Genomic DNA, 14,185 nt, shown 5'->3' on the forward strand with positions numbered 1-14,185 from the left:
CCGAACTGCAGTTGGGAGTTGGAAGTCGGGAGTTGTCAGTAGCTGCAGTTCCCTTCCAACTCATAACTCCCAACTCGCAACTGCAGTTTTGAGGCTTAGCCCTCCAACTCCACTAGGACGGTCCCCTTCTCCACCGCCTTGCCCGCCTGGGCGTGCACCGCCTTGACCGTCCCCGCCACCTGCGCCCGAAGCTCGTTCTCCATCTTCATGGCTTCCATGACGACCACCGGCTGGCCGGCCTCGACCCGGTCCCCCGGCTGGACGTGCACCCGGACGATCAGCCCCGGCATCGGCGCCACCACCGGGGCCGGCCCCTGCGCCCCGGCAGCCGCCGCGCTCAGGTCGCGAATGGCCCGGGCCCGTTCGTCCAGCGCGTCCAGCTCAAAGCGCCAGCCGTCGATCCACAGGACGTAGCGGCCCTTGGGTCCCTCACGCTTCACGACGGCCTGGTACTGCTTGCCACCGATGTTGACGACGTGCACGGGCGAACCGGGCACTTCGAGCAGGGCCGCGGCGGCGCTCTGACCGGCGTAGCTCGCCTGCCCGTCGATCAAGTCCAGCTCGTGACGGTCACCGGCGATTTCGACGATGTACTTCATGGGGACTCCGGGCGCAGTTCGCACAGCGTCTCGACGTGCGCGGTCTGCGGGAAGAGGTCGTAGCACTCGATGTGTTGCACAGCCCAGCCGGGGAGGCGCGAGACATCGCGCGCCAAGGTGGCGGGGTCGCAACTGACGTAGATGATGGCCTTCGGCGGAGACTTGAGCAGCGCGGCGGTCACCTTGGCATCGACGCCGCTGCGGGGCGGATTGAGGATCACCACATCGGCGGGAAGGTGCGCGGGGAGCACGTCTTCAACGCGCGCGGCGATCGCGCGCGAGCCGTTCGCGAGGCGCGTCGCGAGGCGCGTCGCCGCGTAGGCTGTTGCGTCTTCGTCAGCCTCGATGGCCACCACCCGCACGCCCTGCGCCGCGATGGCCGCGGCGGTATCCCCCGCGCCGCTGAACGCGTCGATCACGCGCTGCGGCGCATGCGCCATCACGCGCTGCACGACCACCGCATGCAACGCCTCGGCCATCTCCGGATTCACCTGTGCGAAGCTCGCGCCGGGTTCGTTCGCCGGGCGACGGTCCGCCACCAGGCGACGACGCTTCCCCTCCGCCTGCCACCACACGGCGGCGAGCGTCGGCACCGCGTCGAGGAACGCCGAGAGTTCCGACCACTCCTTGCCGCCTTCGAGCACGAAGTGCGGCCGGTCCTGGATCACACGCACGGTCCCACGCAGTCGCGGTTCGTCGGGCAAGTGCACCGCCGCAGCCATGACTTCGCGCCAGCCGGCAAGCACCGGCTCAGCGGTGATGAGGCAGTCCTCGAGCTCGAACACGTCCTCGGGATCGTCGAAGGCGCGGAGTCCGGCGTACCACTCGCCGCTCGCGCGCTTGCGCATGGCCAGCGTCAACGAGCGGCGGTACCGCCACGGCTCGCCGGCGTGCATCGCGGGGAGCGGGATCTCGCGCTTGCCGATCCGCTGGAACGCATCGCGCAGCATCGCGCGCTTCGCATCGCGCTGCGCCGCGATGTCCACGTGCTGCCACTGACAGCCCCCGCAGCGATCCGGGGCCTCGTAGTGCGCGCAGCGCGCGGGAATCCGCACGCTGCCTTCGCGCTCGACCCGCACGAGCCGGCCGCGGCCGACGCGCCCCTGCACGCTGACCTCGGCGACCACGCGGTCGCCCGGCGCCGTGCGCGGCGTGAACACCACGAGCCCGTCGTGACGGGCGACGCCGTCGCCGCCCGCCGAGATGCTCGCGATGTCCAGCGTGGTGAGCGTCACGCGCCGCGCAGCGCCTCGCGGCGGGCCTGCTCAGCCCAGCTCGCGCGCGACGGATCCGACGGCGCGGCCCCGGATGGCGTCTGCGCCGAGCCCGCGACACCCGTTCCCGGCCGGCCCGCACGGTCCTTCTGCGCGAACAGCGCGCCGGCGATCACCGCCACGCGCAGCGTGTCCGCCGAAGGCTTGCGCGCGAGGAGCTCGGGCAGCTTCGCCTCCAGCCACTGGATCGTCACGTTGCTCGTACGGTAGTCCTCATCGGCCATCATGCGGAGATGGAACTCGCGCGAGGTCTCCACGCCGTGGATCACCAGCTCGCGCAGCGCGCGTTCCATGCGCGCGATCGCCAGCTCGCGCGTCGGCGCGTGCACGATGAGCTTGGCGAGCATCGGGTCGTAGTTGAGCCCGACGACGGAGCCCGTGGTGATGCCGCCGTCCCAGCGCACCCCCGGCCCCGCCGGCAGCTGCAGGTGCGTGATGCGCCCCGTGCTCGGCAGGAATCCGTTGGCCGGATCCTCCGACGTGATGCGGCACTCGATGGCCCAGCCGTTGGGCTTGGGCGTCTCAAGGAACGGCAGCGTCTCGCCGCGCGCAATGCGCAGCTGCCATTGCACGAGGTCGATGCCCATCACGAGTTCCGTGACGGGATGCTCGACCTGGATGCGGGTGTTCATCTCGAGGAAGTAGAAGTTCCCGTGCTTGTCGAGCAGGAACTCGCAGGTGCCGGCGTTCACGTAGCCCGCAGCCTTCGCGGCGGCGACGGCGGCCGCGCCCATCTTCGCGCGCAGCTCCGGTGAGACCGCCACCGACGGCGCTTCCTCGATCATCTTCTGGTGCCGACGTTGGATGCTGCACTCACGCTCCCCCAGCGAGATGCAGTTGCCGTGTTGGTCCGCAAGCACCTGAATCTCGACGTGCCGCGGGCCTTCGATGTACTTCTCGATGTACACGGCGTCGTCGCCGAAGGCGTTCTTAGCTTCGCGCTGGGCGGAGCCGAGCGCGCCTTCGATCTCGCTGAGATCGCGCACGACGCGCATGCCCTTGCCGCCGCCACCGGCCGCGGCCTTGAGCAGCACCGGCAGGCCGAACTCCTGGGCGAGCTTCTTCGCCTCGGCGGCGTCCTTCAAGGCCTCGGTGGTGCCCGGCACCACCGGCGTGCCAGCCTTGATGGCCAGCGTACGCGCGGCCGTCTTGGAACCCATCGCGGCGATGGCCGACGCCGGCGGGCCGATCCAGATCAGCCCCGCGTCTTCGACGGCCTTGGCGAACCACTCACGCTCGGAGAGGAATCCGTAACCGGGGTGGATGGCATCGGCGCCGACCTGCTTGGCCACCTCGATCAGGTGATCGCCGCGGAGATAGCTCTGGCTGGCCGGCGCCGGGCCGATGTGCACCGCCTCGTCGGCGGCGCGCACATGCGGGGCACCGGCGTCCGCGTCCGAATACACCGCGACGCTCTGGATGCCCAGTTCGCGGCAGGCGCGGATGATGCGGACCGCGATCTCGCCGCGGTTGGCAATGAGGACCTTGCGCAGTTCCTTCACCACGGCTCCTTCCCTGCCTCGCCCACAGGCGCGCCGGAGAGGAACCGGCGCACGAACTCCAGCACCTCCATCACGAGTACGAATACCACGGCGCTCAGGATCGCCCGCGGGAGCGACCAATCGGTGGCGACGAGCTCGATCAGCGTGATACCCACCAATGAGCCCGCCCAGTAGCGCCAGGAGCGCGGCGCGGCGACGCGACTGACGGCGTAGCGCCACGCGGACGTCCATGGCATCACCGAGGTTGCGCCCTCTGCCGGGGCGTTGCGCGTCTCGCCCGTCATAGGGGGATGTTCCCGTGCTTCTTTCGCGGCATGGACTGCCGCTTGCCCTGCAGCATGTCCAAGGCGTCAATCAGCCGCGGACGCGTATCGCGCGGGTCGATGATGTCGTCCACGTAGCCGCGCGCGGCGGCCACATATGGATTCGCGAACTTGTCCGTGTACTCCGCTACGCGTGCGTCCATCGCCGCCTGCGGGTCCTTGGCCTCGGCGATCTCCTTCTTGAACAGGATCTCCACCGCACCCTTGGGGCCCATCACGGCGATCTCGGCCGTGGGCCAAGCGAGGTTCACATCGCTGCGGATGTGCTTGGAGCTCATCACGTCGTAGGCGCCGCCGTAGGCCTTGCGCGTGATCACGGTGAGCTTGGGCACCGTGGCTTCGCAGTAGGCGTAGAGCAGCTTGGCGCCGTGCTTGATGATGCCGCCATGCTCCTGCGTGACGCCCGGCAGGAAGCCCGGCACGTCTTCGAAGGTCACGATCGGGATGTTGAAGGCGTCGCAGAAGCGGATGAAGCGCGCCGCTTTCATGGAGGCGTTGATGTCGAGCACGCCGGCCAGCACGGCCGGCTGGTTGGCCACGATGCCCACCGAGTGGCCGCCCAAATGGGCGAAGGCGCAGACGATATTGCCCGCGAAGTCCTTCTGCACCTCGAGGATCTCGCCGTCATCCACCACACGACGGATGACGTCGTGGATGTCGTAAGGCTTATTGGCATTGTCCGGCACGACGTCCAACAGCGCCTCGTCGCGACGGTCCCGGGGGTCGACCGCGACGCCCTTGGGCGCGGCATCGACGTTGTTGCTGGGGATGAAGCGCATCAGCGTGCGGATGCCTTCGAGGCACTCGAGTTCGGTGCCCGCCGTGAAGTGCGAGACGCCGCTGGTGCCGCCGTGCGTGTCGGCGCCGCCGAGCTGCTCCATCGTCACGTCTTCGTGCGTGACGGTCTTCACCACGTTTGGGCCGGTCACGAACATGTAGCTCGTGCCGCGTACCATGTACACGAAATCTGTGATGGCGGGCGAGTAGACCGCCCCGCCGGCGCAGGGCCCAAGGATGGCCGAGATCTGCGGCACCACGCCCGAGGCCATCGTGTTGCGCAGGAAAATGTCGGCGTAGCCGCCGAGCGAGACCACGCCCTCCTGGATGCGCGCGCCGCCCGAGTCGTTGAGCCCGATCACTGGCGCACCGTTCTGCACGGCGAGGTCCATGACCTTGCAGATCTTCCCCGCGTGGGCCTCGGAGAGCGAGCCGCCGAAGACGGTGAAGTCCTGCGAGAACACGTACACGAGGCGGCCGTGGATCTTGCCGTAGCCGGTGACGACGCCGTCGCCATAGGGCTTGGACTTATCCAGGCCGAAATCACTGGAGCGATGCGTCACGAAGCGGTCGAGCTCGACGAAGCTGCCTTCGTCGAGGAGCACCTCGAGGCGCTCGCGGGCAGACAGTTTGCCCTTGTCGTGCTGGGCCTTCAGGCGCTCGGCGCCACCCCCGAGTTCGGACTCGGCGCGGCGCTGCGAGAGGAGGTCGAGTTTTTCGCGCATGGACATGCGCGAAAGTTACTCGCCCTTCATGTTCCGTGCCCATCCGCGCGGACCGTCGACTCCCCGCCCCACCGCGTCCCCAGCGGCGGAGCCGACGAGCATCACGGCTTCACACGTAGCGTGGGCCAGCCGTCGAGGATGACGACGCCAAAGCGACCTTCCTCGCGATAGAGTTCGCGAGCGGCGAACGGACGGATGAACCGGATCTCAACCGAGCCGTCGAGCGCCCGAGAGTCGGGGCACGCCGGGAACCGCCGGACCGGCCCGAGGCGCCGTTCTCCGACGACGAGCAGCGGAGGGCGCGCGGAGTCCACCGCTTGCTGCACAACGGGCAGGCTTCCGGCGACGCAGTGTGCCAGCCGAATCGCGCTACTGTCCGGAGGCAGCCGATCCTGCGCCGACAGCGGCGCCGATCCGACCACTACGCAGGCAAGTACGCACAGCGGAATCCGGCTCGCATTGCTCATGGCTTCTCGCTCCCCGTCAGCGGGACGTCGCCCTGAAGTGATGTCCACGAGCACTCGCTTGTATCCAGCCGGTACGCTCGCAGCATGAGTCGTGGCCTCAGGGCATCGTCGTCCACGACGTGGTCGAGCACAAACAGCAAGTCGTCCTGCATCGCCGTCCAAGGGATGACGTCAGAGGAGACCGGGATCTCGGCATCCATGCACGCGCGTGACCGGTCAGGGGAGATCACGCCGGCGAACACTCGCGCCGAGAGCAGTCGGCCGGCAATCTCGGTGTCGTGATGGATCGTGACGACGGAACCGTCGGATCGACGATGCAAGCGCATCAGGCCGGACGCTGCACGGTACATCGCAGTCGGTGGGAGACTGACGTCGCTCAGGATGGCCGCGAGATTCGCGGGTACGCCACGCCTCGCTCGTGCGGGCAATGGCACCGTGTCCACGATGACGCCGTCGGCCGTCACTAGCAAGAGGAAAGGCGACGCGGCGAAGCCAACGAAGGCGGTGTCTGCCCACGCGACCACACTCGCGAAGCCGAATATCCCGTTCAACGGCTCGACCGTGAGATACGCCTCGGGAATGGCGACCAAGTTCGCCTGGACGGGCGTCGTGTCCGTCGCGACCAGCCCCGCGGCGTGCTCCACGGCGATGGCTCGCGCGTTGGCCGGATCGAAGATTCCGTACCACAGCCTTCCGTCGGCAGCAGCGAGACTGCCCAGCTTGCCAACGAAGGCGCGCGTCCCCAGCAATCGGCCGTCGTTTCGGTCGAACGTGGTGATCCGACGCAGCGAGACGTCCGTCAGCGTGAGTACCCCGTCCGAGCGAGATAGCATCGCGTCACCGATGCCGCGGAACTCGCCCGGACCTCGACCCGCGGCGCCATAGCGTCGGACGAAACGCCCGGCCGAGTCGAACTCGAGCAGCGTGTTCGCTACCGCGTCCGCGACGAGGATTCGTCGGCGATCATCGACGGTGAGTCCGGCGGTTCGACCCACGAATACGGCGTCGGTCTCCTCAAGCATGAGCGAGTCGACCAACACTGCCTGAATCGACCCGCCCGCCTCTGTTCCGCCTTGGCAGCCCAGCGAGGAGAGAACCAGCAACGCGCCGACGCTGGTGCAGCGGGCGCCACGAAGCTCTGGCAGGAGCCGACGCAGTCCCATCATGGACACCCGCGAAACTACTCTCCGCGTGCGGCCAGCGAGGCGCTACGGACCTGAAACACCGGTGAGGGCCGCCGCACTCTCGTGCCGCTGCCGTCCGCGCGACTGGAGAATGGTGCAAGCACCCTGTACTCACCATCGACCAGATTCTCCGGCACTGTGGTCGCGAAGGTTCTCGATCCGCCCGGCGGGACCTCCAACGGGGCCCATGTCAGCCTGTCCGGGTCCGACGACGGCTCCACGAGAGCCAGTCCGCCGGTGACGGGAAAGTACTCGTACGCCGGCGCCCAATCGTCCCCATCACGCCGCTGCAGGTCACTGTTGCAGACGCCGTTGTAATACCAACTGCGATCGGAACCGTTGCGCAGTGTCACCTCAATGCCGCCGCCCGGTGCCACTGACTCCGCCGACAGTTCCACCGTCAGGCCTGCAACCTCGGGCTCTGTGATCAATCCGCAGCCAGTAGCCACGAGGGGCGCGATCAGCGCGCCTGCGAGCCGGAGGGCGCGCCTAGGGGCGCCACTTCGAGACGAGATATCGAAGGGCATACAGAAGTTTACCTCACCACCTCCGCAAGGCGTCACGTCCCGAGAGAACGCGAAACGCCCCGACCGAGCCAAAACTCGAGCGTGAGCTCGACCATCGCCATCACGACCGGAGCCCCTTGGCGCAATGCGTAAGAACAGCGATCACTGAGGTAACGCACCTAGTCCGCTCGCAGCCAACGGTACACGGCACCGGTCGCATGTGGACCAGCAAGCTGTCGCCCTCCGTCCAGCACGTCGTAATGAACGACATCCTCGTACCCGCCACCGGAAGGGTAGCGGACAACGATTAGCCCATCTCGCCGTTCGATTCTGCCACGTGTCGTGCTGCTTAGCGGCTCAATCACATCTCCGTTCAGTTTCCGGAGCGCGGTCGAAGAGCGCATGAACGTGTCATCGGAGAAAAGAGTCAGGTGACTCTCCACCATTTCGAGCGTCCATACGTTGCCGTCTATGTCTCTAGTCTCGAAGAACGTCGCCGGCAGGTCAACGCCGGCGATGCTCGCCAAAACGTACCTTACTTCGCTGGGCGGACCGGAGAGCGCCGTGCACCCGACGAGCACGCCGGAACCGAGCGCGCAAACCAATGCAGTGAACCATGCACGCCAACGCCGCGCCGCATCGAGCCGAAGTACTGGCATCGCTCGATTCCCCTAGGGCGTGGCGTCATGAATGGTGGGGCCCAAACCGCCCCCAGTTACCGCTCGGAGCTCAGCTAGTACAGCGTTCATTGGACTGAACCCACCGTTGCCACGCCAGTGAATGCCGCGAGCGACCAAGGTGCCGTCGGACAACACTTCCACCACCGGTCCGCCGCTGTCGCCTGACGCCGACGCGTAAGTGGCTCGCGATTGGCAGAGAAACATCCGCCCGGTATCGAAGCCCTCGTCGTAAACCACGAAATTGGCGCAGGCTTGGTCCACGGTGCCGACGCTACGCCCAGTCGTGCGCCCGATCCGGTGGACGACCATTCCCACAACCGGATCGCCGCCCGCAACTACTTCACGTTGCAAGCCGACGTTCAGTTGTCCGAGGTTGGGGAATGCGACGCGTCCGTGCGCCCCGAGCGTAGGAGAGTAATACTGGAAGAGAGAAGCATCCGAGTATCGGCACAGGCGCCCAGGGGGACACATTGCGTCGGTACCGGCACTAAAGAAAGGCGGATCCGCGAGCTCGTTGGAAACGTTCTCGAAGGCGGTCGACTGGCCCATCGACATACCCGTCATTTGTCCAATGGCGCCGCAATGACTGTTGGTGACGAAGTAGCGATTCGCACTCAGGGTTCCCACGGCATCGCGGTGCACGATGTTGTAGCCAAGCGAACAGTTAAAAGCGGAGAAGCCTTCGCTGTACTGAATCTGCAGACCACCGATGATCGGCCTTCGTGTCGCCCGAAGACTCGTGGTGTCTCCGGATGCGCCGGACGGAGGTTCCGGGCACTCGATGATTGCTGTCATCGGATCACAGTCTTCCGCGTTCTGCGTGGACGCGGGCATCTCCAGCCCAGCGACATCATACTCAGCGACGTCGTACGCGTCGCGCGGCAGACCAAGCGCTGCCATACTGGCCCTCGCCCGACCCAGCGACGCCCCATCGCGGACGCCGACGACAATCCTGTTGCGCCGCTCGTCAATGTCCGTCATCACGACGCCTGAAACGGCAAATGCTGCAGGCATCACCATATCTTTGTACCAATCGTACAGCTCGCGGAAGTCGAAGCGCGCGTGCTCGACCCGAAGGCTCGCCATCTGGCCAGCCACCTGTGCCACTCGGGCCGCATTGCCGTTCGCTCCCCGCAGGAGCAGTTCCGAGATGCGTCCGCGGGCCTCCGAAGCGGCCTGGGAGTTCTTGAGCAGGACGACAGGGACTCCGCTCCCGTCGAAGTACATGCCAGCGAAGCCAGGTACCTCGTCGGCAATCCGAGCGTACTCGTCGTCGATTGTCAGCCGGGCGATAGAAGCTGGCGAGCCCTGGCTTCGAACCGCGCGTGCTTCACCCCGGTGCTCGGCTGGCGTAAGTGGACTGTCGGGCAAGCACCCTGCAACGACAAGTGCAATTCCAAGTACGAACCAGGCACCCAGCCTATTCCGGAGGGGGGGGCAGGACATTGTGCGCCTCGAGGGACGAGTTTCAGCGAAAGTGAAGTGTTGGCGCTAGTGCCGTCAAGGCAAACGTGAGAATTCCTTCCCGAGGACTCACGGAGGTTGAGCGTTCTGTCCGCGCCAAAGCGCCCCGGCCGAGCCAAGCTCGACCGGGGCGCCTCTTTCAACTCCCAACTCCCAACTCGTAACTGCGGTTACTCCTCGTCTGCCACGGCATCAAGGTCCGCCGGAATCGGAACGTTATCCTCATCTTCCGTATGCACCTTGGACGGCTCCGCCGGCCGCTCCTGGCCCGCCGGGATGTCCACCACGCCGAGCACGATGCGACGGTGGATCGGATCGACCTCGAGGATCCGCACATTCATCGCCATCCCTTCCCACGCCACGTCAGCAGAGCTGTTGACCTGCTGGCCGGTGAGGTTGAGGTGCGAGAGCGGCACGAAGCCTTCGATGTCGTTGCCGATGTCGACGACGACGCCCTTGTCCATCAGGCGGGCGACCTTGCCCGGGAGCTCGGTGCCGACCGGGAAGGTCTCACCGATGCGCAGCCACGGATCCTCGGACGCCTGCTTGAGGCCGAGCGAGATGCGCTTGTTCTCGGCGTCGATGTTGAGGATGACCACGTCCACCGCGTCGCCCTTCTTCACGACTTCCGACGGGTGCTGGACACGCTTCGTCCAAGACATATCGGAGATGTGGATGAGGCCGTCGATGCCCGGCTCGATCTCGACGAAGGCGCCGAACGAGGTCAGGTTGCGGACCTTGCCGTTGAGGCGCGTGCCGACCGGGTACTTGAGCGGCAGCACCATCCACGGATCCTGCTCGGTCTGCTTCATGCCGAGCGAGATCTTCTCTTCGGCTGAATCGACCTTGAGCACCACCGCCTCGATGGCCTCGCCGATCGAGACGAGCTTCGAGGGATGGCGGACGTTGCGCGTCCAGCTCATCTCAGAGATGTGCACGAGGCCTTCGATGCCCGGCTCGAGCTCGATGAAGGCGCCGTAGTTCGTGATGCTGACGACCTTGCCCGAGACGCGGGTGCCGACCGGGAACTTCTCGGCGACATCCTTCCACGGGTAGGCCTGGAGCTGCTTGAGGCCGAGCGAGATGCGCTCGCGCTCCCAATCGATGTCCAGGACCTTGACCTCGAGCTCCATGCCGATCTGGACCATCTCGCTCGGATGCGAGATGCGGCCCCACGACATGTCGGTGATGTGGAGCAGGCCGTCCACGCCGCCGAGGTCGATGAAGGCGCCGAAGTCCGTGATGTTCTTGACCACGCCCTTCCGCACCTGATCCTTGTTGAGCTCCTTCATCAACTTCTCGCGCTTGCCGGCCCGCTCGGTCTCGAGGATCACGCGGCGAGACACGACGATGTTGCGGCGACGCTTGTTGAGCTTGATGATCTTGAACTCGTAGGTCTGGCCGAGGAGCTCGTCGATGTTCGGGACGCGACGGAGCGCGATCTGCGAACCCGGGAGGAACGCGTCGACGCCCATGAGGTCGACGACCACGCCACCCTTGATCTTCTTGACGAGCGTGCCGGTGACCGGCTGGTCGGACTCGTACGCGACGCGGATCCGCTCCCACACGCGCATGAAGTCGGCCTTCTTCTTCGACAGGACGACGGAGCCCTCGGAATCCTCGAGGTGCTCAAGGAGGACTTCGACTTCGTCCCCGACCTTGAGCTCCGGCATGTCCTTGAACTCTTCGAGCGGGATCGTGCCCTCGGACTTGAAGCCGATGTCGAGCACGACGAGGTTCTCGCGGATCTCGAGCACACGGGACTTGACGATCTCGCCTTCTTCGATCGAGGCGAGCGTCCCGTTGTACATCTCCATCATCGCTTCGAACTCGTCGGACGAGAATTCATCCTCGTCGTAGAGCTCGGGGCGGCGGTTGGCGAGGGGGCGGAGCTGCGCGCGCTGGGCGTCGCGCTTCTGGCGCGCGATTTCCTCAGGGGTCAGCGTATCGACTGCGGTCATGACTTCTCCACACGCGGGGTGTTTAGGCTCGCCGCGGACGAGGTATGGGGTGAGTGTGACTGGCCCGGATTTCGGGCAAGCCTAGTAACATATGCCGTTTTGGGGAGGGCGTCAACCTCGAAAGCTATGACCTGCAACACCTTACGGCTCGGTCGCGCAACGTGCCGCTGCGACTCGCAATCGCAGGCATTGCCACCGCGGTCACGGCCCGCAACATTGACCCCATGTCGAAAGCCCCCGTGGACATGGCCACACTCACCGCCCTCAGTCCAGAGGAGCGGCTGCAGCTCATTGGCGAGCTCTGGGACTCGCTCAGCGTCGCGGAGATCGAAGCCCTCGCCCCAATCTCTGTGTCCTTCGGTGATGAACTGGAGCGTCGTGCGCGAGCCGTCCGTGAGGGGGCGGAGCCGCTGATCTCTCTAGATGAAGCGCTGCGACGAGCCCAAGCGGCGGACGAGTCACCCGGGTGACGAGAGTGCCAACCGCCGACATTCGATTCACAGCCAGAGCCGCGTCCGAACTGGGCGCGGCTTTTCGTTGGTACCGGCAAAGAAACGCTGTCGCCGCGGAGAAGTTGCTAAGTGAGGTGGCAGCAACCGTCGGCCGGATTGCATCGTCGCCTGGCTCGCACAGGTCGGTGCGGCACAACGTCCGGCGCGCATTCGTCCGCAGGTTCCCCTACGCGGTGTACTTCGAGAGCACCGATGCCAGCATCGTGATCCTTGGAATCGTGCACTTGAGACGATCGTCGGCGGAGTGGCCGCCCGGCACCAACTAGGCCGCGGGACGATCCGGCCCCGCGAGGGCCGCCCGTGCCAGCGCTACGATCCGCTCGACCTGCTCCTCTTGGGTGAGGTAGGTAGTGTCGATCAGCACCGCATCCGAGGCCTGCTGCGTCTGCGCCTCGTCCTTGGCGTCGCGCTGCGTCAGCGCATCGACTTCGGCCGCGATCTCCGCTTCCTCCGGCGCGCGCTGCAGGCGCTGCACCAGGCGGCGGCGCGCCCGCTCCCAAGGATCGGCGATCAAGAAGACCTTCACCCGCGCCTGCGGGAACACCGCCGTGCCCATGTCGCGCCCGTCGACGACGATCGGGTGGCCCTCGGCGGTCGCCTGGACCTGACGGTTCACCCAGGCACGCACGGCAGGCATCTGCGCCACCTGGCTCACATGTGACGTCACGTCCTTGCCGCGGATGACGAACTCGAGGTCCTCGTCGCCGAGGTGCGGATGGAAGGTCGTCTCGCCGGGGACGAGGTGAATGGGCGCCGCGGCGGCGAGCACGCTCGCCTCGGTCCAGCGGGCGCTCTCCGGCTCCGTGCGAAGGGCCGCGGCGGTAGCCGCGCGGTACAGCGAGCCCGAGTCCACGTGGCGGAGCCCGAGCTCGCGCGCGACCCACTTCGCGGTCGAGCTCTTGCCCGAGGCGGCGGGTCCATCGATGGCGACGACGAGGGGGCGGCGGCGGTCAGTCATGCGTGAGGCGTTGGAGATCGTCCCAGAAGCTAGGCCAGCTCACGGCGCAGCACGATGGGTCGTCGACAGTGATGGCGTTACCGGGCACGGCACCGAGCACGCCGAAGGCCATCGCGATGCGATGGTCGCCATGCGTGACCACGCGGCCCGTGAGCGGGCGGTCGCTGCCCCGCACGACGAATCCATCGGGCAGTTCCTCGGCGTAGACGCCGACCGCGCGCAGGCCGCTCACGACCGCGGCGATGCGGTCGCTCTCCTTCACGCGGAGCTCGGCGGCGCCGGTGACCCGCGTTTCGCCCGCCGCGCGCGCCGCGACCACCGCCAGAAGCGGTAGTTCGTCGATCAAGCTCGGCACTTCCTCCGGCGCAATCGAAATGCCCTGAAGCGCACCCGGACCGCAGACGACGGTCGCGACGGGTTCGCCGCCCTGCAACGCCTCGTCCTCGTAGCGGAGGAGCGCCCCCATCCGCCGCAACGCACGGAAGCCGCCGACGCGCCAAGGATTCACGTCGACGTTCTCGATGCGCACCTCGCGGCGGAGGGCGCCCAGTGCGGCGAGCCCGGCAATGAACGCCGCCGAGGACGGGTCGCCGGGGACGTCGACGTCGGCGGCGTCGAGGCGCGCGGCCGGCAACAGCGAAACGGTATCGCCCTCGACGCGCAGGTCCACGCCCCGGGCCTGCAACATCCGCTCGGTGTGATCGCGCGTCGGCACGGGCTCCTGCACCTCGACGGGCACGTTGCCCACGAGTCCCGCCAAGAGCACGGCGCTCTTCACCTGCGCGCTGGCGACGGCGGGACGCCACGTGACGCCCTGCACACTGCCGCGGTGGAGGCGCATCGGCAGGCCGCCATGCTCGGGCCGCGTGACCTCGATGCCCATCGCGCGCAGCGGCGCGGCGACGCGGCCCATCGGCCGCCGGCTCAGCGACGCATCACCCACGAACTCGGCGTCGAACCCCGCGCCCGCGACGATGCCCGCGACCAGGCGCGCCGTGGTACCGGAGTTCGCGCAATCCAACGGCACACTCGGCGGCTGCAGCCCACGCAGGCCCACGCCTTCGATGACTAGCTCCGATGCGTCGAGCGGCGGAATCGTTGCGCCGAGCGCACGCAGCACGCGCGCCGTCGCCTCGATGTCTGCGCTCTGCAGGATGCCCCGCACGCGCGACGTCCCGCGCCCCAGCGCGGCGAGCATGAGCGCGCGATGGGAGATCGACTTGTCGCCGGGAACGCGGATGCGGGTCACGGGC

The 14,185-nt window shown here is 67.0% G+C and carries 13 protein-coding genes; 2 read left to right on the plus strand and 11 right to left on the minus strand.

Annotated features, from left to right (window positions below):
- Positions 1–95: 95 nt before the first annotated feature.
- The 9 genes from Strain318_RS08350 to Strain318_RS08390 form a co-directional block, all read right to left on the minus strand.
- A complete protein-coding gene (locus tag Strain318_RS08350; RefSeq protein ID WP_367885252.1) occupies positions 96–599 on the minus strand; it encodes an acyl-CoA carboxylase biotin carboxyl carrier protein subunit in 504 nt (167 codons plus the stop codon).
- Positions 596–1,834 carry a class I SAM-dependent RNA methyltransferase gene (locus tag Strain318_RS08355; protein ID WP_367885253.1) on the minus strand — a complete coding sequence of 413 codons (1,239 nt, stop codon included), beginning with the start codon at positions 1,832–1,834 and terminating at the stop codon, positions 596–598. The genes Strain318_RS08350 and Strain318_RS08355 overlap by 4 nt, the downstream gene beginning before the upstream one ends.
- The gene (locus Strain318_RS08360) at positions 1,831–3,375 is read right to left on the minus strand and encodes an acetyl-CoA carboxylase biotin carboxylase subunit (protein WP_367885254.1); all 1,545 of its coding nucleotides are present in this window, start codon (positions 3,373–3,375) and stop codon (positions 1,831–1,833) included. The genes Strain318_RS08355 and Strain318_RS08360 overlap by 4 nt, the downstream gene beginning before the upstream one ends.
- Positions 3,372–3,659 carry a hypothetical protein gene (locus Strain318_RS08365; RefSeq protein ID WP_367885255.1) on the minus strand — a complete coding sequence of 96 codons (288 nt, stop codon included), beginning with the start codon at positions 3,657–3,659 and terminating at the stop codon, positions 3,372–3,374. Before Strain318_RS08365 ends, Strain318_RS08360 begins: the two co-directional genes overlap by 4 nt.
- A complete protein-coding gene (locus Strain318_RS08370) occupies positions 3,656–5,206 on the minus strand; it encodes an acyl-CoA carboxylase subunit beta (protein ID WP_367885256.1) in 1,551 nt (516 codons plus the stop codon). Before Strain318_RS08370 ends, Strain318_RS08365 begins: the two co-directional genes overlap by 4 nt.
- A 95-nt stretch (positions 5,207–5,301) precedes the next feature.
- Positions 5,302–5,667 (minus strand): hypothetical protein, encoded by a 366-nt coding sequence (locus Strain318_RS08375; RefSeq protein ID WP_367885257.1) that lies wholly within the window; start codon positions 5,665–5,667, stop codon positions 5,302–5,304.
- A complete protein-coding gene (locus Strain318_RS08380) occupies positions 5,664–6,704 on the minus strand; it encodes a 6-bladed beta-propeller (RefSeq protein ID WP_367885258.1) in 1,041 nt (346 codons plus the stop codon). Before Strain318_RS08380 ends, Strain318_RS08375 begins: the two co-directional genes overlap by 4 nt.
- A 1,324-nt stretch (positions 6,705–8,028) precedes the next feature.
- Positions 8,029–9,264, minus strand: coding sequence for a chymotrypsin family serine protease (locus Strain318_RS08385; RefSeq protein ID WP_367885259.1), 1,236 nt, complete (start codon positions 9,262–9,264; stop codon positions 8,029–8,031).
- 407 nt (positions 9,265–9,671) lie between these two features.
- Positions 9,672–11,462, minus strand: a complete 1,791-nt coding sequence (locus Strain318_RS08390; RefSeq protein ID WP_367885260.1) for a 30S ribosomal protein S1 — start codon at positions 11,460–11,462, stop codon at positions 9,672–9,674.
- 224 nt (positions 11,463–11,686) lie between these two features.
- Between Strain318_RS08390 and Strain318_RS08395 the strand changes: the two genes are divergently transcribed.
- Together Strain318_RS08395 and Strain318_RS08400 are read left to right on the plus strand one after the other, a co-directional pair.
- A complete protein-coding gene (locus Strain318_RS08395; RefSeq protein ID WP_367885261.1) occupies positions 11,687–11,932 on the plus strand; it encodes an addiction module protein in 246 nt (81 codons plus the stop codon).
- A gap of 5 nt (positions 11,933–11,937) precedes the next feature.
- Positions 11,938–12,240 (plus strand): type II toxin-antitoxin system RelE/ParE family toxin, encoded by a 303-nt coding sequence (locus Strain318_RS08400; RefSeq protein ID WP_367885262.1) that lies wholly within the window; start codon positions 11,938–11,940, stop codon positions 12,238–12,240.
- Here the strand turns inward: Strain318_RS08400 and cmk are convergent.
- Positions 12,237–12,932, minus strand: coding sequence for a (d)CMP kinase (cmk, locus tag Strain318_RS08405; RefSeq protein WP_367885263.1), 696 nt, complete (start codon positions 12,930–12,932; stop codon positions 12,237–12,239). The two genes, Strain318_RS08400 and cmk, sit on opposite strands and share 4 nt — an antisense overlap.
- Positions 12,925–14,181 carry a 3-phosphoshikimate 1-carboxyvinyltransferase gene (gene aroA / locus Strain318_RS08410; RefSeq protein WP_367885264.1) on the minus strand — a complete coding sequence of 419 codons (1,257 nt, stop codon included), beginning with the start codon at positions 14,179–14,181 and terminating at the stop codon, positions 12,925–12,927. Before aroA ends, cmk begins: the two co-directional genes overlap by 8 nt.
- Positions 14,182–14,185: the final 4 nt, after the last annotated feature.

The sequence above is a fragment of the Pseudogemmatithrix spongiicola genome, assembly GCF_030623445.1.
Lineage (GTDB): Bacteria > Gemmatimonadota > Gemmatimonadetes > Gemmatimonadales > Gemmatimonadaceae > Pseudogemmatithrix > Pseudogemmatithrix spongiicola.